General features: G+C 70.9%; 28 protein-coding genes. 23 read left to right on the top strand and 5 right to left on the bottom strand.

The window, feature by feature from the left end; all coding sequences use genetic code 11:
• Positions 1-35: 35 nt before the first annotated feature.
• The 5 genes from J3R08_RS02350 to J3R08_RS02370 all read left to right on the top strand — a co-directional run bounded on the left by J3R08_RS02350 (position 36) and on the right by J3R08_RS02370 (position 6,302).
• A complete protein-coding gene (locus tag J3R08_RS02350) occupies positions 36-410 on the top strand; it encodes a hypothetical protein (RefSeq protein WP_043327003.1) in 375 nt (124 codons plus the stop codon).
• 30 nt (positions 411-440) lie between these two features.
• Complete coding sequence (locus J3R08_RS02355; protein WP_166455770.1) at positions 441-1,607, top strand: YcaO-like family protein; 1,167 nt, start codon at positions 441-443, stop codon at positions 1,605-1,607.
• Complete coding sequence (locus J3R08_RS02360; RefSeq protein WP_209959804.1) at positions 1,600-2,997, top strand: TfuA-like protein; 1,398 nt, start codon at positions 1,600-1,602, stop codon at positions 2,995-2,997. Before J3R08_RS02355 ends, J3R08_RS02360 begins: the two co-directional genes overlap by 8 nt.
• A 10-nt stretch (positions 2,998-3,007) precedes the next feature.
• The gene (locus J3R08_RS02365) at positions 3,008-5,140 is read left to right on the top strand and encodes a radical SAM protein (RefSeq protein WP_083296950.1); all 2,133 of its coding nucleotides are present in this window, start codon (positions 3,008-3,010) and stop codon (positions 5,138-5,140) included.
• Between the two features lie 94 nt (positions 5,141-5,234).
• Positions 5,235-6,302: a DUF2855 family protein gene (locus tag J3R08_RS02370; RefSeq protein WP_069087858.1), complete on the top strand. Its 1,068-nt coding sequence runs from the start codon at positions 5,235-5,237 to the stop codon at positions 6,300-6,302.
• Between the two features lie 5 nt (positions 6,303-6,307).
• Here J3R08_RS02370 and J3R08_RS02375 read toward each other — a convergent pair whose 3' ends face one another.
• Complete coding sequence (locus tag J3R08_RS02375; RefSeq protein ID WP_064448575.1) at positions 6,308-7,576, bottom strand: GAF domain-containing protein; 1,269 nt, start codon at positions 7,574-7,576, stop codon at positions 6,308-6,310.
• A 154-nt stretch (positions 7,577-7,730) separates the two neighbouring features.
• Between J3R08_RS02375 and J3R08_RS02380 the strand changes: the two genes are divergently transcribed.
• Entirely contained in the window at positions 7,731-9,116 is a 1,386-nt protein-coding gene (locus J3R08_RS02380; protein ID WP_069087859.1) for a glycoside hydrolase family 6 protein, read from the top strand.
• Between the two features lie 194 nt (positions 9,117-9,310).
• Positions 9,311-9,508, top strand: a complete 198-nt coding sequence (locus tag J3R08_RS02385) for a hypothetical protein (RefSeq protein ID WP_069087860.1) — start codon at positions 9,311-9,313, stop codon at positions 9,506-9,508.
• Between the two features lie 9 nt (positions 9,509-9,517).
• Here the strand turns inward: J3R08_RS02385 and J3R08_RS02390 are convergent, their stop codons facing one another.
• Together J3R08_RS02390 and J3R08_RS02395 are read right to left on the bottom strand one after the other, a co-directional pair.
• Positions 9,518-10,171: an NADPH-dependent F420 reductase gene (locus J3R08_RS02390; protein ID WP_069087861.1), complete on the bottom strand. Its 654-nt coding sequence runs from the start codon at positions 10,169-10,171 to the stop codon at positions 9,518-9,520.
• A 28-nt stretch (positions 10,172-10,199) separates the two neighbouring features.
• Positions 10,200-10,886, bottom strand: a complete 687-nt coding sequence (locus J3R08_RS02395; protein ID WP_069087862.1) for an SDR family NAD(P)-dependent oxidoreductase — start codon at positions 10,884-10,886, stop codon at positions 10,200-10,202.
• Positions 10,887-10,997: 111 nt separating this feature from the next.
• Between J3R08_RS02395 and J3R08_RS02400 the strand changes: the two genes are divergently transcribed.
• Together J3R08_RS02400 and J3R08_RS02405 are read left to right on the top strand one after the other, a co-directional pair.
• Positions 10,998-11,618 (top strand): TetR/AcrR family transcriptional regulator, encoded by a 621-nt coding sequence (locus tag J3R08_RS02400; protein ID WP_069087863.1) that lies wholly within the window; start codon positions 10,998-11,000, stop codon positions 11,616-11,618.
• 14 nt (positions 11,619-11,632) lie between these two features.
• Positions 11,633-12,202 (top strand): nucleotidyltransferase family protein, encoded by a 570-nt coding sequence (locus tag J3R08_RS02405; protein ID WP_069087864.1) that lies wholly within the window; start codon positions 11,633-11,635, stop codon positions 12,200-12,202.
• Between the two features lie 17 nt (positions 12,203-12,219).
• Here the strand turns inward: J3R08_RS02405 and J3R08_RS02410 are convergent, their stop codons facing one another.
• On the bottom strand, positions 12,220-12,711 hold the full coding sequence (locus tag J3R08_RS02410) for a DinB family protein (protein WP_199744079.1): 492 nt from the start codon (positions 12,709-12,711) through the stop codon (positions 12,220-12,222).
• Between the two features lie 700 nt (positions 12,712-13,411).
• Here J3R08_RS02410 and J3R08_RS02415 point away from each other — a divergent pair.
• The 9 genes from J3R08_RS02415 (at position 13,412) to J3R08_RS02450 (ending at position 18,518) form a co-directional block, all read left to right on the top strand.
• Positions 13,412-13,708 carry a helix-turn-helix domain-containing protein gene (locus tag J3R08_RS02415; RefSeq protein WP_043326983.1) on the top strand — a complete coding sequence of 99 codons (297 nt, stop codon included), beginning with the start codon at positions 13,412-13,414 and terminating at the stop codon, positions 13,706-13,708.
• 394 nt (positions 13,709-14,102) lie between these two features.
• A complete protein-coding gene (locus tag J3R08_RS02420; RefSeq protein WP_043326981.1) occupies positions 14,103-14,306 on the top strand; it encodes a cold-shock protein in 204 nt (67 codons plus the stop codon).
• Positions 14,307-14,532: 226 nt separating this feature from the next.
• Positions 14,533-14,814, top strand: coding sequence for a hypothetical protein (locus J3R08_RS02425; RefSeq protein ID WP_043326979.1), 282 nt, complete (start codon positions 14,533-14,535; stop codon positions 14,812-14,814).
• A gap of 84 nt (positions 14,815-14,898) precedes the next feature.
• Entirely contained in the window at positions 14,899-15,033 is a 135-nt protein-coding gene (locus J3R08_RS32350) for a hypothetical protein (RefSeq protein WP_255358612.1), read from the top strand.
• Entirely contained in the window at positions 15,017-15,154 is a 138-nt protein-coding gene (locus J3R08_RS02430) for a hypothetical protein (protein ID WP_197494984.1), read from the top strand. The genes J3R08_RS32350 and J3R08_RS02430 overlap by 17 nt, the downstream gene beginning before the upstream one ends.
• Before the next feature lie 347 nt (positions 15,155-15,501).
• Positions 15,502-15,693, top strand: coding sequence for a hypothetical protein (locus J3R08_RS02435; protein ID WP_043326977.1), 192 nt, complete (start codon positions 15,502-15,504; stop codon positions 15,691-15,693).
• A gap of 335 nt (positions 15,694-16,028) precedes the next feature.
• Entirely contained in the window at positions 16,029-16,532 is a 504-nt protein-coding gene (locus tag J3R08_RS02440) for a DUF5994 family protein (RefSeq protein ID WP_209959807.1), read from the top strand.
• A 360-nt stretch (positions 16,533-16,892) separates the two neighbouring features.
• Positions 16,893-17,954 (top strand): acyl-CoA desaturase, encoded by a 1,062-nt coding sequence (locus J3R08_RS02445; RefSeq protein ID WP_043326973.1) that lies wholly within the window; start codon positions 16,893-16,895, stop codon positions 17,952-17,954.
• 135 nt (positions 17,955-18,089) lie between these two features.
• Entirely contained in the window at positions 18,090-18,518 is a 429-nt protein-coding gene (locus J3R08_RS02450; RefSeq protein WP_043326971.1) for an STAS domain-containing protein, read from the top strand.
• 80 nt (positions 18,519-18,598) lie between these two features.
• Here the strand turns inward: J3R08_RS02450 and J3R08_RS02455 are convergent, their stop codons facing one another.
• The gene (locus tag J3R08_RS02455; protein ID WP_197494980.1) at positions 18,599-18,901 is read right to left on the bottom strand and encodes a lipopolysaccharide assembly protein LapA domain-containing protein; all 303 of its coding nucleotides are present in this window, start codon (positions 18,899-18,901) and stop codon (positions 18,599-18,601) included.
• A 280-nt stretch (positions 18,902-19,181) separates the two neighbouring features.
• On the opposite strand from J3R08_RS02455, the gene J3R08_RS02460 reads away from it, so the two are divergent.
• From J3R08_RS02460 to J3R08_RS02480, 5 genes are all read left to right on the top strand, one after another.
• Positions 19,182-20,162, top strand: a complete 981-nt coding sequence (locus tag J3R08_RS02460) for a GAF and ANTAR domain-containing protein (protein WP_158629851.1) — start codon at positions 19,182-19,184, stop codon at positions 20,160-20,162.
• Between the two features lie 97 nt (positions 20,163-20,259).
• Positions 20,260-20,991 (top strand): GAF and ANTAR domain-containing protein, encoded by a 732-nt coding sequence (locus tag J3R08_RS02465; RefSeq protein WP_043330684.1) that lies wholly within the window; start codon positions 20,260-20,262, stop codon positions 20,989-20,991.
• Between the two features lie 128 nt (positions 20,992-21,119).
• Positions 21,120-21,920: a sigma-70 family RNA polymerase sigma factor gene (locus J3R08_RS02470; RefSeq protein ID WP_209959809.1), complete on the top strand. Its 801-nt coding sequence runs from the start codon at positions 21,120-21,122 to the stop codon at positions 21,918-21,920.
• A gap of 51 nt (positions 21,921-21,971) precedes the next feature.
• Positions 21,972-22,145 carry a hypothetical protein gene (locus J3R08_RS02475; protein WP_176722769.1) on the top strand — a complete coding sequence of 58 codons (174 nt, stop codon included), beginning with the start codon at positions 21,972-21,974 and terminating at the stop codon, positions 22,143-22,145.
• Complete coding sequence (locus J3R08_RS02480) at positions 22,142-23,155, top strand: glycosyltransferase family 4 protein (RefSeq protein WP_064448566.1); 1,014 nt, start codon at positions 22,142-22,144, stop codon at positions 23,153-23,155. Before J3R08_RS02475 ends, J3R08_RS02480 begins: the two co-directional genes overlap by 4 nt.
• Positions 23,156-23,163: the final 8 nt, after the last annotated feature.

Raw genomic sequence — 23,163 nt, forward strand, 5'->3', positions numbered from 1 at the left:
CCGCCCGGCCCGCAGCCCCAGGAAAGGACCGAACGATGAGCAACGACGAGCAGGAATACGGCGCGAGATTCGTGACCAAGTACTCGGAACTGGTCACCGCGGTGTGGCGCAGCGACGAGGAACTGCAGCGGCTCCTCGCCGACCCGACCGGCTACGCGACGGCGGCCGGCCTGCCGGTCGCCCCCGGCGCCACCGTCGAGGTCGACCGCGCCCAGCCCGCCACGCTCTACACCAAGGAGCAGATCGTCGCCGATTGGTCCGGTACGCCCGGCCGGCACGTGCTGCACGTGCCCGAGGTGCCGCTGGTCGACCTCAACGAGCTGACCGAGGCCGAGCTGGAGACCGTCGCCGGCGGCGTGGCGCCGGCGGCCGACAACAACGTCAACATCATCGCCGTCCTCATCGTCTGAGTTCCCCTCCGCACCCCGCCGGGAGCCTCGATGACTGACACGACCGAGACCATCGCGTTCCGATCCGGCACCTACCGGACGGCCACTGTGGAGCAGACCTGGGCACGGGTCGGCGGCATGCTCGACCGGTTCCGGATCACCCGGGTCGCCGACATCACCCGGCTCGACGAGATCGGCCTACCGGTGCACGTCGCCTACCGGCCGGTCGGAGCCACCATGGCGGTGAGCGTCGGCACCGGCGCCACGGCGACGCAGTCCCGGGTCAGCGCGGTGATGGAGAGCATCGAGTCCTGGCATGCCGAGAACCTCCGGCCGGGGACCGCCGTCCGGTCCCCGGCCGAGGCACTCGACCTGCCGTACGACGTCCGGTGGCTGCACCTGGCGGAGCGGTCGCCCCTGACCCCCGCCGTCGAACTCGACTGGGTGGCCGGCCGTGGGCTGGTGACCGGAGCGCCCTGCCTGGTGCCGCGCGCCACGATCGAACTCGACTTCACCGTCCGGCGGGGCTGGGACCGCGCCCTGTTCACCCCCAGCAGCAACGGGCTGGCCACCGGCAACACCTTCGCCGAGGCCAGCCTGCACGCCCTGCTGGAGGTCGTCGAGCGCGACTGCATCGCCCCGTACTGCACCTCGCCGCTCGCCGAGCGCACCTACACCGACCCGGGCACCGCCACGAACGCGATGACCCGCACCGTGCACGAGGCGCTGGTGCGGGCCGGCTGCTGGGTGGAGGTCTGCGACATCACGAACGCGGTCGGCGTGCCCTGCTACGCCGCCTCGATCTGGTCCCCCGACCTGCCGGTCACCTTCGGCGGCTTCGGCTGCCACGTGGATCCGGAGATCGCTGTCGGCCGGGCCATGTCGGAGGCGGCACAGTCGCGGCTGGTCATGGTCTCCGGGGCCCGGGACGACATCGACGCCACCGCGTACCACGACGTCGGCGCGCCGCCGGTGCCGCCACCCACCGTCGACCGGCCGGTCCGGGCGGTCCGCCGCGACCCCCCGCCCGCCGGGGACGTGACCCAGGTGCTGTGCGAGCTCGCGTCGCGGGTGCAGCGGATCACCGGCGTCGAGCCGTTCAGCGTCGACCTGACGCACGACGACATCGGCATCCCGGTGAGCAAGGTGTTCGCCCCCGGCCTGCGGATGTTCGACGAGCGGGCCCTGAGTACCCGACCAGGAGTGCCCCGTGACTGACGTCGTCTTCATCGGTCCGAGCCTGCCGGCCGACGAGGTCGGCCGGCTGCTGCCCGACGCGGTGGTGCTGCCGCCCGTCGCGCACGGCGACCTGCTCCGCCTGGACGTCGGCCCCGGCGACCGGGTCCTCGTCGTCGACGGGTTCTTCATGCAACACCCGCCCGTACGCCACCGGGAGATCCTCGACCTGCTCGACCGCGGGGTGACAGTGGCCGGCGCGGCCAGCATGGGTGCGCTGCGCGCCGCCGAGCTGTGGCCGTTCGGCATGCGTGGCGTGGGCGAGGTGTTCCAGCTCTACCGCGACGGTGTCGTCACCGGCGACGACGAGGTGGCGGTGGTGCACGGGCCCGCCGAGGAGGGCCACCGCACGTTGAGCGAGCCGCTCGTGAACATCCGGGTCGAGCTGCGCCGCGCCGTCGCCGCCGGGGTGCTCGGCCAGGCCGAGGCCACGCTGTTGCTGGACGTCGCCCGGGACCTGCCGTTCCGGCGGCGGTCGTACCGCGCGCTGGAGCGCACCGCGCCACCCGGGGCCGCGGCCGTGGTGGACCGGTTCCTGACCTGGCGCCGGCACGACCCCTGGGACGCCAAGGGCGCCGATGCGCGGCTGCTGCTGTCGATGGCGGCGGCAGACGCGCCGGAGCTGTGCCCGGCGCACGCCGGCGACCAGCCGATCGACAACCTCCACACCCGCTTCCTCGACAGCTGGCGGTCGCGGTTCGCCGGGAAGCAGGTCGGTGGGCACTGGGTCAGCGACCGGGACGCCGCGGCGGTGCTGATGCTGCTGCACCCCGAGGCGCCGGCCTGGCACCGGCGTGGGGTGCTGGCCGGGCTGGCCGAGGTCGACATCGCCGACCCGGCGGTCGAGGAACGCGCCCACCAGGCGGCGCGCGAGCGCGGCCTGACCGGCACGGCGCCGGGTGGGTGGGACTGGCTCACCGACCGGGAACGGGGCATCGGCGACCGCGAGGCGGTGCTGCGGGTGCTGGTGCGGGCGTTCGGCACCACGCCGTACCGCAGCCTGGCGCTGTGGATGGTCGCGGCGCCGCTGCGTACCCCCGCGTTGCTCGCGGCGGCGCGGCAGGTCGCGGCGACCGCGGCGTCGCTGAACGAGACGCTCGTCCCGCGTACGACGGGACACCGCCGCCCGGGCGGCCGGCTCCACTTCCGCACCGAGGTGGTCGACGAGTGCTTCGCGCGGTTGTGGGGCTGCGACGCCGACGGGCTGGAGTCGGCGGCGTGGGACCGGGGCTTCGACGGCCTGGCGTCGTTCCGGTTCGCCGCCGAGCCGCTCGTGGCGTACGTCAAGGCGTTCGGCGCCCCGCGACTGCCGGCGGTGGCGCAGGGCGCGCAGGAGGACATTCCGGCCGGTTGCACGGCCCGGGTCGGCTGAGGAGGCGTCGATGAGCGGAACGGTGAAGGCGGCACTAATCTACCCCCCGCTGACCGACCCCACCTCGGGGTACCACTCCCTGAACTACCTCGACTCGTACGCCCGGGCACAGGGGCACCGGCCGGCGGAGATCATCGACGCCAACATCGAGGCGTTCCACCACTCGTACACGCCGTCGGCGTACGAGTGGCTGCGACGGGAGCTGTCCCGGTCCTCGACCGACGACCTCAGCGGCCCGGACGCGCTGATGGCCCGGGCGAACCACCTCGGCCTGCCCGACCCCGATCCGGAGCGGCTGCGCCGGTCGATCGGGGTGTTGCAGGATCCGAACCTGTTCTACGACTACCGGCACTACCAGGACGCGGTCGAAGGCGTGATCTCCTGGATGGACGCGCTCGGCGCGGTCGGGTTCCCCGGGCAGTTCCGCGCCGGCTTCCGGCTGCAGCCACCGCCGATGATCTCGATCGGCTCGGTGGCCGCGCTCACCGACGAGGCGCTGCTCGGTCGGCTCAACAAGCCCTTCCAGCCGTACTACGAGGACGTGCTGATCCCGCGGCTGGCCGCCGGTGGCCACCAGGTGATCGGGATCAGCGCCACCTATCAGTGGCAGCTTCCGTTCGCGCTCTGGATCGCCCGGCTCGTCCGCCGGGCCTGCCCGGACGTCTTCCTCGTCGCGGGTGGCACGGAGATCTCCGACGTCTGGAAGTGCGCCAGCAGACCCGAGTACGTCTTCCAGGTGCTCGCCGACTTCGACGCGATCGTGGTCGGGGAGGGGGAGAGCGCGTACACGGAGATCCTGGACGCGGTGGCGACCGGCACCCTGCCGGCCGGGCACCCCAACGTCCGCCTGCACCCCAAGTACGGCCGCCAGCGCCAGCTGCCCCTGCGCTACGAGCGTCTGGCGCAGGTGCCGGTCCCGGACTTCTCCGGTCTGCCCTGGGACCTCTACCTCAGCCCGGAACGGTTCGTCTACTACTCGCCGACCCGCGGCTGCTACTGGAACAAGTGCACGTTCTGCGACTACGGCCTGAACACCGACGGCCCGACGAGCCCGTGGCGGCAGGACACGGTCGGCAAGATGATCACGGACGTCACCGAGCTGTCGAAGTTCGCCAAGTTCATCTACTTCTCCGTGGACGTGCTCGCTCCCGCGACCATCCTGCGCTTCGCCGAGCAGGTCGTGGAGCGCGGGCTCGACTTCCGCTGGGGCGCCGAGATCCGGCTGGAGAAGTACTGGTCGGACGAGCGCTGCGAGCTGCTGCGGCGCAGCGGATGCGTGGCCGTGTCGGTCGGTTTCGAGTCCGGCAACCAGCGCATCCTCGACCTGATCGACAAGGGCACCAGACCGGAGCAGGTACGGCGCACCATGACCGCGATGACGAAGGCCAACATCGGCGTGCAGATGATGGGCTTCACCGGCTTTCCCACCGAGACCCGCGAGGAGGCGCTGGACAGCATCGCGTTCCTGCGCGACAACCCCGACCTGTGGACCCTCGGCGGGCTCGGCGACTTCATGCTGACCCCGGGCGCCATCGTCGCCAAGGAGCCGGACCGGTTCGGCATCACGAACGTACGGCCGGTGGAGGGTTCGGACATCGTCCGGATGCTCCGGTACGACGAGCCGGTGACCGAGGCGGCGCAGGCCGAGGTCGCCCGGGCCAAGGCCGACCTCAACCCGGGACACTTCCACCGTCCCTGGCTGGGCAGCACCGACACCCCGCACACGTTCTTCTACCACGACCGGTACGGCACCGCGGTACGTGGTGTGCTCGCCCACGACCGGGTGCGGCACGACACCGACGACCGGACCGAGTTCCTCGCCAACGGCGCGTTCGTGGACCGCGACGACGAGCAGGTCTGGGACGCGTACCGGCGGATCCGGTCCGACGAGCAGGAGGGTGTCCCCGGTGACCTGCCGGCGAACCGGCACCTGTTCCGCCGCACCGACGGCCAGGTGTTCGCGCTCAACCGCAGCAGCCGTCTGTTCCTGGACCTGTTCAGCACGCCGCTCACGCTCGCCGAGGCGCAGCGTCGGCTCTGGATCGTCGAACCGGCGGTCGCCGACCGGGTCTGGCGCACGTTCATCGGGCAGCGGCTGATCCGCCGGCACCAGCTCCCGGCCCCGGCGCGGCCGACGCGGTGACCCGAGCGCCGGTCGGGCCGGCGCACCCCGCCGAGTGGGATTTTGCACTCCCAGTGCACTTGTTTCCGGTTTCGCTGCTGCCTAGCGTCAGGCCATGGCTGACTCGTGGACGTTCGCTGTGGCCCGTGACGACCTCGCCCGCACCACGCTCGCCGACGGCGCGGCGCCCGCCCTCGCCGACGGGGAGGTGCTGCTGCGCGTGGACCGGGTCGGCCTGACCGCCAACAACGTGACGTACGCGGTGCTCGGCGAGGCGATGCGCTACTGGGAGTTCTTCCCGCCCGAGCCGCGCGGGCTCGACCGGCGGTGGGGACTGCCGCCGCTGTGGGGCTTCGCCGAGGTGGTTGCATCCACAGTGTCAGGAGTCGAGCCGGGCGTGCGGGTCTACGGCTACCTGCCGCCCGCCGGCCACCTCGTGGTACGCCCGGAGCGGGTGGACGGGACCGGCTTCCGGGACGCCAGCCCGCACCGGGCCGGGCTGCCCTCGCCGTACAACTCCTACCGGTCGACCACCGGCGACCCCGCGTACCGGGCGGAGCAGGAGGACCTGCTGATCCTGTTCCGGCCGCTGTTCTTCACCTCGTTCATGCTCGCCGACCAGGTCGTCGACAACGACTGGTACGGCGCGGAATCGCTTGTGCTGTCGTCGGCGTCGAGCAAGACGGCGTACGCCGCCGCGTTCGAGCTGCACGGCCGCGGCCATCGCCTGATCGGGCTCACCTCACCCGGCAACCTCGCCTTCACCAGGTCGCTCGGCTGCTACGACGATGTCCTCGCGTACGACGACATCGCGGCGCTCGACGTCGTGCCGACGGTCTACCTCGACCTGTCCGGCGCGCCCGCGCACCGGGCCGCCCTGCGGGCCCACCTCGGCGACCGGCTCGTCCGGGACATCGCCGTCGGCCTGACCCGGCAGACGCCGAACGCCGACGCCGCCGAGGAGGTCTTCTTCGCGCCGGTCCAGATGCGCAAGCGCAGCCGGGACTGGGGCCGCGACGGCCTCGACGCCCGGTTCGCCGACGCCTGGCAGCGGTTCTCGCAGGTGGTGAGCGGATGGCTCGACGTGCGGACCGGCGCCGGTCCGGAGGCGCTGCGGGACGCCTGGCTCGACGTCCTCGCCGGCCGTACGCCGCCCCGGGTGGGCCACGTCGTGCAGCTCTGAGAGCGTCAGCGGTCGAGGTAGGCGGACAGGCCGCCGAGCTCCTCGTTGGCGATGAAGACCGAACGGACGTTGATGACGGCTTCCTCGACGTGCACCGGGCAGCCCCACGCCGAGTCGCCCCACGAGTCGGCGACCTTGATCTCGGCGGGCGCGGCGCAGCCGTCGCTGCCGCCGAGCTGACACCGCTCGGGGCGGGGAGTGGCGGCCTGCGCGGCGGCGGCGGCGCGCAGCCGGGCGGTGAGTTCCGCCGCCGCGGCGGCGCGCTGTTCCGCCTCGGCCCGTAGCTCCCGCTCCGCCCGCACCACCCGGGCCAGCTCGTCGTGGGCGGCTCGCGCACGGGCGTCCGCTTCGGACTTCGCCTGTTCGATGTGGTGACGTTCGATGGCCAGGGCGGCGGTGCCGGTGAAGACCCGGGCGAGGGCCAGATCGGTGTCCCGCGGGACGCGCGGGGTGCGGTGGTACATGGCGAACGTGCCGAGCAGGCTGCCGTCGCGGGCCAGGATCGGCGTGGACCAGCAGGCGGCGAGTCCGGCCCGCTCGGCCAGATCGCGGAAGTCGGCCCAGAACGGGTCGGTGGCGATGTCGGTGACGACGACCGGCTCCCGCCGGTGCGCAGCGGTGCCGCACGATCCGACGCCCTCACCGGTGGCGATCCCGTCGATGGCCTCGTTGTAGAAGTCGGGCAGGCTGGGCGCGGCGCCGTGGCGCAGGTGCCGGCCGTCGGCGTCGGCGAGCAGGACGGAGACGAGCACCTCCTGCGGCGCGAGGTTCTCGATGCAGCGGGCCATCCCGTCGAGCACCTCGGTCAGGGGCGCCTGCCGGGCGATCTGCTCCAGCATGGCGCGGTGTTCGGCCATCAGCCGTTGCGCGTGCTTGACCTGCGTGGTCTCCACCCCGATCACGCGGATCCCGGTCACCGTGCCGGCGGGGTCGCGGCGCGCCTCGTAGGTGAAGTCGAAGAACGCCTCCCGCGCGTGCGAGCCGGTGCCCAGCATGATCCGGGCGTCGTGACCGGTGTAGGACTCGCCCGTCCGGTAGACCTCGTCCAGCAGGGCGATGAAGCCCTGGCCGTCCAGTTCCGGCATCAACTCGGCGAGCGGAACTCCGGTACGTGCGCGTTCCTCACCGATGGCGGCGAAGAATGCCGGGTTCGCCGCCTCCACCACGTGCGTCGGCCCGGCGAGCGCCGCGAAGACGGCGATGGACTTGCCGAACAGCGTCCGCAGATCCTCGTCCGCCGGCCTGGGCAGGTCCTGGCCTGATAGCGCCGTCATGCCTGGTCTTCCTCCCCGCCGCTTCGTCGACCGTCGCAAGATTACGGGTCAGTGACCGACGTTCACATCTTGGCATCGACGTCCGCCTCCGTTACCGTCGTGGGAACGCTCCCACGAACTTAGATACGTCGATGTGATCAGGAGGAAACACGTCGTGGCTATCCTCTCCGCCCGCCGCAGGTCAGCGGCCATCAGCGTGGCGGCCGTAGCGGGTCTCGCCGCCGCCGGCGTCGGCCTCGCCGTCGGCGGCGCGTCCGCCGGCACCGTGTCCGGATCGCTCTACCGCGACCCGTCCTCGGCGGTCGTCCGCTGGGTCGCCGCCAACCCGGGCGACTCCCGCGCCGCCGTCATCCGCGACAAGATCGCCAGCCAGCCGCAGGCCCGCTGGTACGCCAACTTCAACCCGTCGACCATCCAGTCCGAGGTCTCCGCGTTCATCGGCGCCGCCAACTCGGCGCAGCAGATCCCGGTGCTGTCGGTGTACGAGATCACCAACCGCGACTGCGGCGGCGCCAGCGCCGGTGGCGCGCCGGACCTCAACCAGTACCAGACCTGGGTGTCCAACTTCGCCCGCGGGCTCGGCAACCAGACGGTCCTGATCATCCTGGAGACCGACTCGCTGGCCCTGCAGACCTGCCTGAGCACCAGCGAGCTGAACGCCCGCAACCAGGCGCTCACCACGGCGACCCAGACCATCAAGTCGGGCAACCCCAACGCCAAGGTGTACCTCGACGGCGGCCACTCCACCTGGAACAGCGCGAACGACACGGCCAACCGGCTCCGCGCGGCCGGCGTGCAGTACGCCGACGGCTTCTTCACCAACGTGTCGAACTTCAACCCCACGTCCAGCGAGGCGAACTTCGGCCGGGCCGTCATCTCCGCCCTCAACGGCATGGGCATCTCCGGCAAGCGGCAGGTCATCGACACCAGCCGCAACGGCGGAGCGGCCGGGGACTGGTGCGCCGACGACAACACCGACCGGCGCATCGGGCAGTACCCCACGACGAACACCGGCGACGCCAACATCGATGCGTACCTCTGGGTGAAGCCGCCGGGTGAGGCGGACGGCTGCCGCTACACGGCCGGTTCGTTCCAGCCGGACCTGGCCTTCAGCCTGGCCAACGGCGCGCCCAACCCGCCCACCACCACGCCGCCGACGACCAACCCGCCGACCACTGCTCCGCCCACCACCGCGCCGCCGACGACCGCGCCGCCGACCACGGCGCCCCCGACCACGCCGCCGCCGGGCGGTAACGGCTGCTCCGCGTCGGTCGCGATCAACCAGTGGAACGGCGGCTTCACCGCGAGCGTGAACGTCACCGCCGGCTCGGCGAGCATCAACGGCTGGACCGTGACCGTCGCGCTGCCCGGCGGCGCGGCGATCACCGGCACCTGGAACGCCCAGGCCAGCGGCACCAGCGGCACCGTCCGGTTCACGAACGTCGGCTACAACGGCCAGGTCGGCGCCGGGCAGACGACCAACTTCGGCTTCCAGGGCACCGGCACCGGTCAGGGCGCGACGGCCACCTGCGCCGCCTGACCCGCACGACACCTGCGGGCCCGGCACGGAGGAACACTCCTCCGCGCCGGGCCCGTCCCCGTGCTCCTGGTCGACGCGGCTCGCCCAGGCGGCCGGCGAGGGTTAGGCTGTCGATGCGGGGTATCGACGGCTGATCGCCGACCCCCTGCCCTTCCCACGGTTTCCCAGCCGCGACGACTGAGTCGAGTGCTGCCGTGCAGATTCCCTTGGAGCACGACGTGCCCGACAAGACGTTCGCCCTGAACCCCTTCAGCATCGAGGGGGCCGAGGTCACCGACGAGGAGCGCAGTCCGGCCGCGGACATCAGCGCCGCCTCCATGACCCGCCTGCGCAGCCCGTTCGCCGCGGAGGAGCCCGCCCGCGAGCGGGGCCCGGAGTCCACCGCGCGCTGACGACGAGAGTCACGCCGGCGCGTGGCGCCGCGCTCTCCTCAGGTTGAGGGCCAGCTCCTCACGGTTCTGGTGCGCGTGCCGGATCCACGCGGGCTGACCCGGGCCGGTGCGCCACGACTCGCTCAGTGGGCTGTTGTCCACGGTGTCGAAGCCGAACTGGTCGTACAGCCGCGTCACCAGAGCAACCGCCTCCGGGAAGTTGCTGGAGACGGAGAGCGCCAGCCGGTCACTGGCGCCCGCGGGCCGGGCGGAGGTGAGCAGGCGGGGCGCCTGGATGTGGGTGAACGCCTTGGCGACCTTCGACGCGGGAAGCTGCTCCTGGCGTAGCTCGTGGACCGTCTTCTCGCCCGAGTCGAGGACCGGGATGTTCCCGTCGCGCCAGACCATGTAGTTGTTCGTGTCCAGGACGATCTTGCCCGCGAGTTCCTCGGCCGGCATGTCGTTGACGACCTTCAGAGGTACGGCGACGACGGCGAAGTCGCCCGCCGCCGCGGCCTCCCTGGCGTACGCCGCCCGCGCCGACGGACCCAGCTCGGTGACGAGGCCCGCCAACGTCTCGGGCCTGCGCGAGTTGGCGATGACGACCGAGTACCCGGCCGCGATCGCCGCCCGTGCGATCTGGCTGCCGACCTCGCCCGCGCCGATGATGCCGATGGTTGTCATGGGTTCCCCTCCCGGCTGTCGGTCGCGGCTACCAGTTCAGGTGCCCGAACTCGTCCTGGAGCGTCCCGGTCGGGCCGTCCGTGGGCAGCGTCGCCAGACGTACGACGATCCGGGCGCTCTCGGCCGGTGACCTGCCACCGCCGAGCGCGGCGGTCATGTCGGTGGCGGTGAAGCCCGGCTCGACCGCGTTGAACTTGATGCCCGGCTGGGACCGGGCGTACTTGACGGTGATCATGGTGGCGGCAGCCTTGGACGCCGAGTAGAGCGGGAACCCCAGATCGAACTCCGGCCGGTCCGGGTTGTTCGTCGCCCAGAAGGAGCCCGCGCTGCTCGACACCGTGACCACGGTGGGGTTGGCGGATCTGCGCAGCAGGGGCAGTGCCGCCTCGGTGACCCGGATGATCCCGACCACGTTGGTGTCGAACACCCGCAGCGCTGTGGGTCCGTCGACGGGGCCGCTCTCGACGATGCCCGCGTTGTTGACCAGGACGTCGAGCCGGCCGTGGGCCGCGTCGATGGTCGACAGGGCCTCGGTCACCGAGGCGTCGTCGGTCACGTCCAGGTGCAGGAACCGCGCGCCGAGCGTCGCTGCCGCCTCCTCGCCCTTGCGCTTGTCGCGCGCCCCGACGTAGACGATGTGCCCCAGGTCCAGAAGCTGCCCGGCGGTCGCGAAACCGATGCCCTTGTTCGCGCCGGTGATCAACGTGACGGTCATGCGTCTCCCTCGGTCTTTTGTACTGATCGGTTGTGACGTCACCGTAGCAAGGTTCTGTACCGATCGGTTGGTGCGCTGCGTCACTTCTGTACCGAGCGGTAGAGTAGGTGCATGGGCACTTCGACACCGGGACGGCCGCGAGCCTTCGACGAGCAGACGGTCCTCGACCGGGCCGCCGAGGTCTTCTGGCGGCACGGTTACGAAGGCGCGTCGCTCAGCTCCCTCACCAGCGCCATGGGCATCAACCGGCCGAGCCTGTACGCCACCTTCGGCAGCAAGGAGGAGCTGTTCCGGCGTGCCTTCGCCCGCTACCACGAGACCAACCTGGCCAACGCCCGCGCCGCACTAGAACAACCCACCGCGTACGCCGCCGTGGAGAGCTTCCTGCGCGCCAGCGCCGACGCGCTCACCGCCGACGACCACCCCGCCGGCTGCCTCTCCATCCAAGGAGGGCTCTCCTGTTCCCCGGAGAACACCCGCATCTCCGAGATGCTGGCCGCCGGCCGGGCCGCCACCGAGACCGCGCTGGAGGAACGGCTCTCCCGCGCGGCGAAGGAAGGCGACCTCCCGGAAGGCGTCGACAGCCGGGCGCTCGCCCGGTTCGTGATGGCGCTCAGCGAGGGCCACGCCGTGCACGCCGCAGCCGGCGCGAGCCGCGAAGACCTCCAGGCCTCGGTCGACGTCGCGCTGCGGGTGCTCAACCTCGTACCCGGCCCGGCGACCCCCACCTGATCTCAGGAGAACCGATGCGGGAGGACGAACTGCGGGACCTGGTGCGGCGCAGCCCCTGGCTGATCCGGGTGCTGGGCGTCGTTCGGGACTGCGGCCTCCCGGACGCCTGGATCGGCGCGGGCGTCATCCGCGACCTCGTCTGGGGCGAGCGGTACGGCCACGGGTTCGACCCCTCGTCCGTGCGCGACGTCGACGTGGTCTTCCTCGACCCGGCGGACCTGAGCCGTGACAACGACGACCGGGCCACCCGGCGACTGGTGGCGGGATGGTCGGATCCGCCGTGGGAGGCGAAGAACCAGGCCGCCGTGCACACCTGGTATCCCGCCAAGTTCGGCGGTGGCCCGGTGACACCGCTGCGCACCGTCGCCGACGCGGTCGCCACCTGGCCCGAGTACGCCACCGCCGTGGCTGTACGCCTCGACACGTACGAACAGATCGCGGTGTGTGCGCCGCACGGCCTCGACGACCTGCTCGACGGCGTGTGGCGACGCAACCCGACCAGGGTCAGCCCGGAGGTCTCCCGGCAACGACTGGCCCGTCACCGCCCCGCCGAACGCTGGCCCGGCGTCCGCGTCGTTACCTGAGCCGGTGCTCGCCCGGCTCAGCGCGGGCCCAGCCCGGTCCGCCCGTCGGCGAGTTCGCGCACGACATCCAGGTGGCCGGCATGTCGGGCGGTCTCCTCGATGACGTGCAGAACAATCCGGCGCAGGTCAGTGGTCTGCGAAGCCAGCGGCTCCTCCGGGTGCCGGCCGACAGGTTCCGCCGTCAACGGCGCCGCGGCGATGATCGCGTCCGAGATCCGGCACTGGTCGCGATAGAAGTCGAAGACCTGGTCCGGCGATCGAGACGTGCGCAGCGGTGTGTTCTCGTCCGGCCAGGGCAGTGGCTCCACCGAACCGCGAAAGACCTCCTGGAACCAGTGGCGCTCCGCGTGACCGAGGTGCTCCACCAGGCCGAGCGGCGACCATCCGGAGGGCAGGGCGGACGTCCGCAGCGCGGTCGGGTCCAGATCAGCCAGGATGGCTCGGACGCTGGCGCGCTGGTATTCGAGGAATTCGCACAGCGTGGCCTTCTCTGCATCGATCTTCGTCACGCCGGCAGGCTAGCGGCCGACGCCGACACTTTCGGGGCGTCATGATCTTCGATGAGGTGTGCGGTGGGGCTCAGCTGTCGGCGCGGCCCCGCACGTGCCTGCTGGGGTTCGCCGCTGACCCTGACGGCGGTCGACCAGAAAATCTGGGTCGGAACGACTAGACATCCTCGGCGGCGTGGAATAATCTTCTTCGAGTCGAGAGAGAAGATCCGTCAAGACGCAGACGGGGCCGCCCGGCCGTGAGGTCACGACGGACGGTGAAAAGCGGAATTCGTTCCGCGTAGAACGGCAGTAGGAGCACGTCAGCCTCAACGTGTGACGCACGATGGGGCACGCAGGTGGGGCCAAGGCTTGCTCAGGGCTCCAGCTGATGTTCGCCGCATGTGTCGGGGCCATGAAGTTGCGTGGGCTCCGGCGCCGGCGGACCGTACGACCGCAAGGGTGAGAAGTAGCAGAGGAAAGGGAGGGCCGTACACCGTTGGATCGCCCGCCAGCAGCCGTCATTCCAGGCTCGGCGGACACCGCAGTTTCCATCGAACGAGAGGTGGTCTCCGGTCACGCATATGCGATCCTCGCACCCGAAGCCTTCGATGGCTGGTGCGGATACGACAAGCCGACTTTCCTGTCGGTAGATGGTGTTCTGACCCGTTAACCCTGGGCCCCGGCGCTTATGCGCCGGGGCCCTCGATGTGGAGGTGACATGGGGCGAAACCCCGATGACATGTTCGGCGACGAGAACACTCCGGCCTACACCATCGGTCAGGCCGCAGAGATGCTCGGCACCACGCAGGACTTCCTGCGCCGCCTGGACGAGGCGAAACTGATCAACCCGCACCGCTCTGCCGGCGGGCACCGCCGCTACTCCCGCTACCAGTTGCGCCTGGCCGCCCGGGCCCGCGAGATGGTGGATCAGGGCACGGCGCTGGAAGCCGCCTGTCGGATCATCATCCTGGAAGACCAGCTCGAGGAAGCCCTGCGGCAGAACGAGAAGCAGTAGCGTGGGGCCACGGCGGCAGACTGGCCGGCCCGCTCCCGGCTCGGTCCTGGTAGCCCGTACTCCTGCTTGTCGCGCCTCTTCGCATCCCGGCGATCGGCCGGGATGTTGCTGTTCGTGACCTACGGCCCGAGGCGGGCCGTAGGCCGCCGGTGCCCGCGCGCGGCGGATCGGCGTGTGGCCAGACCCACTCACCGCCATCGGCTCCACGACGGATCATGTGCTACGGTGGCCGGGTTGCAGTTTTGATTTCCGTAGACGTTTTCCGGCGCCTGATGGGGCATCTGAAACCCATCCAGGCGCTTTTCGTTTTTCGTGTCGTTTCGACGCGGGTGATCAACGCGGCGGCGTAAGGGTCCGCACCGTGCGGTCTCTAACAGCCTGCGAAGGAGCAGACATGACTACAGGCACCGTGAAGTGGTTTAACGCCGACAAGGGCTTCGGCTTCATCAGCCCGGACGACGGCGGCGCCGACGTCTTCGCCCACTTCTCCGCGATCTCGGCGAGCGGCTTCCGCAGCCTCGACGAGAACCAGAAGGTGGAGTTCGACGTCACCCAGGGCCAGAAGGGCCCGCAGGCGGAGAACATCCGCCCGCTCTGATCCACACCCGCCGAACGGCGGCCCGACTGATTCAGCGGGCCGCCGTTCGGCGTCTCATGCGCTCACCACGGCCAAGCATCGACCCTTGTCCCTCACGAGCCGGATACCGCACTGCCGCCGCCCTGACGGTCGAGGCACGTACGGTCGCGGTCCAGTTGGAGCACGCCATGGTCGGACTCGACGCCTTCCTCTGTGCACGGCGCTACATTCTGAAGGGTTGATGACAATGACGACGACCTACTCCGGCCCTGCGAGGCTGATCCTGGTCGACGGCGCCTGCATCTCCGGCATGGCTTCCCTCAGTACCAACCAGCGCGGAGGACTCAACGGCTGGGGCGGCACGTTCCGTCCGGACGAGATCACGACAGACCTTCGCAACGCAGACCAGGGGCTGCAATTGGAGCTGCCCTATGATCGGGTAGGGACAGTCGCCGTCACCCGCATACGCAAGCTACTCGCCACGCAGGTATTGATGTCGCTGGCAGGCCGCGGACCCGCACCATTCTGATGGTACGCCGTACGGCCGCCGCTACATCGCGGCTCGACGCGTGCGCGCACCTGGCTCTGTCGGCTCCGCCTCAAAATGACCCCCGTGCGCCAGATGACGGCCGAGATCACCTCGGGGCAGGAGCCGGCCGCCAGGCCGGCGGATGCGGTCACGGACGAGCAGTTGATCGCGATGCTGGCCGATCGGGCTCGCGGTGACGGATTTGAAGCTGACCGATGAGGGTGGACTGCTGCAGCAGATGACGAAGCGGGTCCTCGAATCGGCACTGGGCGGCGAGATCACCGACCACGTCGGCTACGACAAGCACGCGGGGCGGACCCGACCCGGCTGGCGATCGTGAGTCGCGATGTCCCGCAGCCGTGCTGGCCTCGACCGTCCCACCGGCCAGGGCTGCCCTGACGAGAGCTCAACCTGCTCGCCGACCCGCGCCCCCGGGCTCGTCCGCGCCCAGGCCGGCACCCCGGGTGCCGCACCCGGTGACCGGGGGTGTGGAAGCACGCCGCGAGGCGTACGGTGAAGATGTCACCCGAGTCCCCGGTGGCCGCCAAGCCGTCGCCACCACTCTGCCCGGTCGGTCCCGACCGTCACTCTCATCGTGGCAAGCCTGTGGTGCGATCCAGACAGTGCTTTCGCACGGCCGCCCGTGAGTGCGATCCTCTCGGACGGCTCCGCAGGGGAGAGCGTCCTATGACCATCGCCAGACAGCGGATCGTCAGTCTTCTCCGCCGACGCGGCCAGCGGATCAGGGCCGACTGGGTCGAGCGGGAACTGCCGGAGCAGATAGACCCGGAGAAGCACGCCGGGCTGCTCGCCATCCTGCGCCTCGACCCGGCCGATCTCGTCGACCCGCCTCGTACTCCGCTCGGACCGTCCGCCTGACCGCCGAGAGCGATCTGACCAACCGGCCGGCCCGTCGACGCCCCCTGCTCCCTTCCCCAGGAGCCCACCACCATCGAAAGAGGTCCGCGCATGGTCAGGTTCGGTCCCGTCCCCACCGGTGTGCAGTCCGGCCCCGAGATCAACGATCGGCCACGGCCTACGCCGGACGGCCGTGCCGGGAGCCCGGTGACCCTCGTGCACCGCGTCACCCCCTGCACCACCACCCGTTCGGACCTTCCCGGCGCCCGCCCGGACGCCGGCGTACCGGAGAGGCGGATCTGATGGTCCGCTCTGCCAAGGACCGCATGACGTGGGTCTGCACCGGTGAGCCGCCGGTGGCACGCCTGCGGCTGGCCGACTCGCCGTCCAGCCGGTCGATGCTCGACGGCGGCTGGTGGCCGACGTCACGAGAACCGGTTGTCGAGTTGTGCAGCCTCGTCACAGCGCTCACCGCCCGGCGTGGCGGCGTGATCGAACGGATCATGCTTCAGCCCGATGCCTGGGACCGGCACCCCGGCCGGATCGGCGTCGGTGGTGCCGTGGTGAGGGTGGGTTGGTTCACCAGTCTCGCGGCCGAGCTGGTGATTCTTACAGGCCCACGGGATCTGCGAGTCGACCTGGCCGTGGTCGCACCTGGGGCCACCCATGCCGTGGCGACGGCGACCATGCTCGCGGCTTCGCGTCCCGCCGACAGCACGCGCGCCACTGGTGAGACGTCCATACCGTCCCACCCCCGCCAGGGACGGTCGGCGCGAGCCGACGACGACGTCGCCGGCTGGGAGACCGAAGGCGGCCACGTTCAGCGCGATCGCCCACCCACCGCGCCGGCCCGGACCTGAACGCTCCGACTCTGCCGAAGCCACCACTGACCGAATCCCGCCCGGGCCCTTGCAGGTGACCATCAGATGCAGGCAGACGGGGGCGTCGATGGTGTTCGTGCCCACTGTGACGGCGCCGGTCCGGCCGGCGCGCGGCACCGATCCGGTACACGCCGGGAGTCGACGTGGTAACCCTGCTGGGTGAGACGATCCGTTTCCTACGTCGCCGACGAGGGTACTGACCTCAGGCTGCATCCGACGTCCTAGCCGGATCGCGGCGGTCGCCCGGACTCCCGCGGCCTGTCGTCCGCACCTCCCGCACACGCTTGCCGCACTCGGAGACGTGAACCTTCCTGTGCGGTGGGAGATCCGAGGAGTCCCATGTCGAGCTCGACTGCCTGTCCTCCCGTCACCGAATTCGCCGACACTTCACCTCCGCACCGGAAGCCCGCGGGCGGCAGTGACTTCGCCGTGCTCAACCGACGGGTCGTCCGGGCCGGTCTGCTCGAACGGCGTCCCACTTACTACGCCGTACGGATGGTCACGGTGGCATCGATGCTGGTGGCCGGATGGACAGCGTTGTGGTTGGTCGGAGCGTCCTGGTGGACCCTCGCCGTCGCCGCCTTCCTGGGTGTCGCGTTCTCGCATGCGGCTCTGGTGGCCCACGATCTGGCGCACCGGCAGGTGTTCCGCACCGGGAAGCTCAGCGAGCGGGCGGGCCGGATCGCGGCCAACATCGCGGTCGGGATGAGCTACGGCTGGTGGATGGAGAAGCACACCCGCCACCACAACAACCCCAACCATGACGATCTCGACCCGGATGTGGCGTCGGAGGTGCTGATCTGGGCCAGCGGGTCGGCCCGGGGGCGACGCGGGCTGAAGGGATACGTCACCCGTCACCAGGCCGGTCTGTTCTTCCCGCTGCTGACGCTGCTGAGCATCGGCCTGCGGGTGTCCAGCGTCAGGGCGTTGCTGGCCCCCGGGATGAAGCGCCGCGGTCTGGAGGCCGGCTTGATGGGCCTTCACCTCGCTGCCTACGTCGCCGCCCTGCTGTTGGTGCTCACCCCTTGGCAGGCACTGGCGTTCTTCGCCGTTCACCACGCGGTGTTCGGTGTCTACCTGGGGATGACGTTCGCGCCGAACCACAAGGGCATGCCGCATCCGGAGGGCACCGAGGACTACCTGCGCAAGCAGGTGCTGACCTCACGAAACGTGACCGGTGGCCGGCTGACCGACGCCGCGCTGGGCGGTCTGAACTATCAGATCGAGCATCACCTGTTCCCGGCGATGCCGACACCGAACCTTCGCCGGGCGCAACCGATGGTCGAGGCCTACTGCAGGGAGATCGGAGTCGCCTACGAGCAGGCCAGCCTGGTCCAGTCGTACCGGCAGGCGTTGCGGCACCTGCACGAGGTCGGTGCGCCGCTGCGCGACAACCGGTGAGGCGGAGGACCGCCGCGTCCCGCCCGGTCACATCGGCTGTCGGCATCGGGTCGCCGGGCGGTAGCATCAGGACACGGCCTGTTCAGGTCGTTGCCCCAGCCCTCGGCATCAGGTCGTTCATGCCGAGGTGAGGCTATGGCCCAGGTGTCCGGCGCGCATTTCGTCATCACCCTACTGATCTCGCCTCGACGTCCCAGCGCCCTGATCCGCCTGGCGGGTGAGATCGACATGGAGGCCGACCCGGCACTGTCGGGCGTGGTGGAGCGCCTGTCGATCATCGCGCCGACCGAGGTCGTCGTGGATCTGGCCGATGTCACCTTCGCCTCCTCCGCGCTGCCCAGTTTCCTCGCCCGGGCGCATATCGCGCTCGCGGCTGATTCCGCCCTCGTCGTCTGCCGGCCCGGGGGCAGCATCCTGCGGTTGCTGCGGATCACGAACATGGAAGAGCTGGTGACGCTGCGTCCTGACCTGCCGGTGGCCGAAGACTGGACGCCGAGCAGCGCCGCGTCGCTGATCGCCCCTTCTTCCGCGCCGACCGCGCCCGGCTCTACGTCACCATGCTGACCATCGGCTACCTGGTCAGCCGCGGCCTGGCCAAGGCCGGCAGCCGCTCCGCTCCCCACGCCTGATCCCGCGGACACGGCTCAGTCGTCCTGATCCGCTGCGCGGGGCGGCAGCGGGACTACCGTGATGCCGTTCACCGGCGGGGGAGTCGGACGATGCTCGGGCGCGCCGGCTTCCCGCATGCGACGGCGACCCAGCAATCTGAGTTGCACGATCCGGGCGGTGCCGGGGAGTGCGACGAGCAGGACCCCGGAGACCGCGGCCAGCAGCAGGGCCACCCCCATCGGCAGCGTGCCGTGCGCGCCGAGGAACGACACCTCGGCGGGTTGCCCGTTCTGCAGCACGAAGACGAGCAGCAGCAGGAGTACGACCGCGAACACCATGGCAGCGACCCACAGACGCCCGACCCGCGAGCGCTTCACCGCCGGTCGCGGGGGAATCGGGCGAGAGGCATCGGTGCCGCGGTGACCGTCGCGCGGGAAGAATCGAACATGACTGTTCCGGGGTGCGGTCATGAGAACCGCCGCCTTCCGAGGAGTATCCGGCCGGCCTGAGCGCGGTGGTGCGCCGGCGCGTCTGGTTGATTGCGGGCCTGTGACAGACCGTCGCGGTCCGACGTGCGGTGGACGGTGCCCTGCCGGGAGCGAGGGTAGGCCCCGCGACTTGACCGGTCGGGATGGCGTCGCGAACGGGGCGTCCGTCGGCGGCGGGCTGTCAGCCACCGGGGTCCCGAGCGACACTGCCAGCGTACGCTCCCTTGCCTCGATCGGCTCGGCGTCGTCGCGTCCGTTGCCGCCGGTAGCGCGGCGGCGTCATGCGGAGTACCGTTTGCCCTTCGCCCGGGTCCCTGGCGCTGTCCGTAACGTCCGCTTCGAGCGATCCGGGTCGGAGTCAGTGGTGGACACGGACAACCCCGGGCACGGCGATCCGACGACCTCCGATCGCCGGCTGCGGCTGTGGGCCGCTCTCGGCGCTGCCGCCCGAGGTGGCGCGGTCACGGTCGGTCATGTCTGCGCGGCTGCGGTCTCGGCCGCCGACGTCGACTCCGCGGCCGTCGCCGTCGTCCTCGATGCCACGCCGCGCGAACTGGTGCACGCGACGGATCGAAGCGCTGCGGATCTGGAAGACCTAAGCCTCACCCTCGGCGAGGGGCCGTGCGTGGACGCGACCACACACGGGCCTGTCCTTGCCGCCGATCTGACCCTGCCGGAATGCCGGAAGCGCTGGCCGGCGTTCGCGCCGGCCGCGGTGCGCGTCGGGGCCTGTGCGGTGTTCGCGTTGCCACTACGGGTGGGCGGGATCAACCTCGGTGTCCTGGACCTTTACCGGGCCCGCGCCGAGGACCTCGCGGCGGAGGAGCTGGCCGACGTGCTGATCCTGGCGGACACGGCATGCGCGGTGCTGCTGGACGGCGCGACGAGCCACGGCGCGGACCGGAACGATCGGTGGCCCGAGGGGACCGGCCTGCACCACCCCGAGGTGCACCAGGCTACCGGAATGATCATGGCCCAGCTGGAGGTGCCCGCGGCGGTGGCACTCGCCCGGATGCTGGCCCACGCGTACTCCCGGGACCGGCGGTTGCGGGACGTGGCGACCGACATCGTCGCCCGGCGCCTGCGTCTCGGCCCGGACCGGACACGGTGACCGGAAGGGGTGAACGGGGGATCGGCGCCAGGACGGGCGCCGCACGGACCGTCCCGTCGGGTGACCGGTGGAACCATTGATTGGCGAGGTGACCGACATGGCCGAAACCCAGCTGGCCGACGTTTTCGTGGAGATGGCCGACACTCTCGTCGACGACTTCGACGTGATCGAGTTCCTGCACGTGCTGACCGAGAGGTGCGTTGATCTGCTGGGTGTGTCGGCGGCCGGGCTGCTCCTGACCGACCAGCGGGACAGGCTGCAGGTGGTCGCCGCCTCCTCCGAACGCACCCGGCTGCTGGAGCTGTTCCAGCTTCAGACCGACCAGGGGCCCTGCCTCGACTGCTTCCGTACGGGCCGACCGGTGTCGGTCGCCGACCTGGGACTGACCACCGCACAGTGGCCGAGGTTCGCCGCCGCGGCGGCCGAGGTCGGCTTCGCCGCGGTGCACGCCCTGCCCATGCGCCTGCGCTCCGAGGTCATCGGCGCGCTTAACCTCTTCGATGTCCGGCCGGGAGCTGTCGACGAGGACAAGCTCCGCATCGGTCAGGCGCTCGCCGACGTGGCCACCATCGGGCTGCTGCAACAGCGCGCCATCCACCGGCGCGACATGCTCGCCGAGCAGCTGCAGACCGCCCTGAACAGCCGCGTTCTGATCGAACAGGCCAAGGGAGTCCTCGCCGAACGCCTCCAGGTGGACGTGGGTCAGGCCTTCGCGTTGCTGCGCGACGGCGCCCGCAGCCGCAACCGGCGGCTGTCCGACCTGTCCCAGGCGATCGTCGACGGCTCCGAGCAGATCACGCTGGGCCCGGTCGACCACGGGTCCGCCTGACGACCGGTTCGGCACCCGGAACCCGTTCGGGTGTCGGTCCTGGAGATGAAGGCGTACGGTGACGGTGTCGCCCGGGTCCCCGGTGGCGCCAGTCTTGCCGCCACCAGCCCGTTAGGGGCGTTGGAACAATGGTCACCTCCGCCGTGACACCCACAGCCACCTTCTCCCCTCCGACGCCGAACCCGGCCTCGGGGATCAATGAAGACATGTTGCGTCGACGCGCCGCCCTGACCGTCGACGATCCCGAGCGCGTACGGCTACGAAATCGGGTCATCGAGGCGAATCTGCCGATGGCGTGTCGGTTGGCCCGCCGGTACACCGGTCGCGGGGAGTCCTACGACGATCTGGCGCAGATCGGCGCGCTCGGCCTGATCAAGGCCGTCGACGGATACGACGGCGGTCGTGGCGTGCCGTTCGCCGCCTACGCCGTCCCGACCATCCTCGGCGGCATCCGGAAGCACTTCCGCGACTCGGCCTGGGCGATCCGGGTTCCGCGTCCGACCCAGGAACTGGGTGCACGGGTGCCCGAGGCCCGGGGCAGGCTGGCGCAGCAACACGGCTGCCAGCCGACCGATCGAGAGCTCGCCGACGACCTGGAGGTGACCGTCGCCCAGGTCCTGGCCGCCGTCGTCGCCCTCGGTGTCTATCGCCTGGCATCGCTGAACGAGCCACGACTCGCGGCCGACCGCATCGAACGCCACGCGCGCAGCGGCACCGTCGATGCGGGCTACGCGGCCGTCGACGACCACCTCACCCTCGGGCCGCTCCTCGCGGCGCTTCCCCCACGCGAACTCCGGATCCTGACCATGAGGTTCACCGGTGACCTGACCCAGGCGCAGATCGCCGCCCGGGTCGGGCTGTCCCAGATGCACGTCTCCCGGCTGCTGAAGCGCTCGCTGGCTCAACTGAGAACAGGGCTCCTCCGCTGACCCGGCGCCGGCACGCGGAACCACTCCGAACAGCTTCTCGAGAGGCAGATGATGGGGATCGCCAGAAACCGGATCGTCGCGGCGCTGCGCGAGCGCGGTCAGCACGCCAGGGCCGACTGGGTCGAGCGCGACCTACCGGAGCGGGTGGACCCCGCTAAGCACGTGGGGCTGCTCGCGACCCTGCGTCTCGATCCGGCCGACCTCGCCGACTCGCCGTCCCCGTGAGGGTCGCCCTGCTCGGGCCGGTCGCCTGGCGGACACCCCCGCACCACTACGGCCCCTGGGAGCAGGTGACCGGGCTGCTCGCGGAGGGGTTGGTCACCCGTGGCGTGGAGGTGACCCTGTTCGCGACGCTGGACTCCGTCACCTCCGCCGCCCTCGACGGTGTGTGCCCCCGCGGGTACGCCGACGACCCGGCCATGGACGGCCGGGTGTGGGAGGCGATGCACGTCTCCCACGCGATGGCCCGTTCGTCGGAGTTCGACCTGGTGCACAGCCACCTCGACTGGCTGCCGCTCGCCTTCGCCGAACACTGCCGCGCGCCGCTGCTCACCACCGTGCACGGTTTCTCCGGTGCGGGCATCCTCCCCGCGTACGCCCGGGCCCGCTCGTCCTACGTCTCGATCTCCGACGCCGACCGGAACGCGGACCTCGACTACGTCGCCACGGTGCACCACGGTGTCGACCTGACCGGGCTGCCGTTCACCCGCGACGCCGGCCCGGGACTGGCCGCCTTCGGCCGGATCCACCCCGACAAGGGCACCCACACCGCCATCGAGATCGCCCGCCGCGCCGGACGGCCGCTGACCATCTGCGGCATCGTTCAGGACGAGCGGTACTTCGCCGAGCAGGTGGCCCCCCACATCGACGGCGACCGGGTCGTCTTCCTCGGCTCGGTCGGCCCTCGGCGGCGTGCGGAGGTGCTGGGCGCGAGCGCCGCGCTGCTGCACCCGATCGCCTTCGACGAGCCGTTCGGGCTCTCGGTGGTGGAGTCGATGGCCTGCGGCACGCCGGTCGTCGCGTACGCGCGCGGGTCGATGCCGGAGGTCGTCGACGAAGGGGTGACGGGGTTCCTCGTGCGGACCGCCGAGCAGGCCGTCGACGCCGTCGGCCGGGCTGCCGCGCTGGACCGGGCCACCTGTCGGACCCGGGCCGGGCAACGCTTCGGCGCGGACCGCATGGTGACCGACTACCTGACCGTCTACGACCGCCTCACCCGTCGGTCGCACCGCTGAACCCCCGG

This window comes from Micromonospora sp. HB375 (assembly GCF_017872985.1).
GTDB classification, from domain to species: Bacteria; Actinomycetota; Actinomycetes; order Mycobacteriales; family Micromonosporaceae; genus Micromonospora; species Micromonospora chalcea.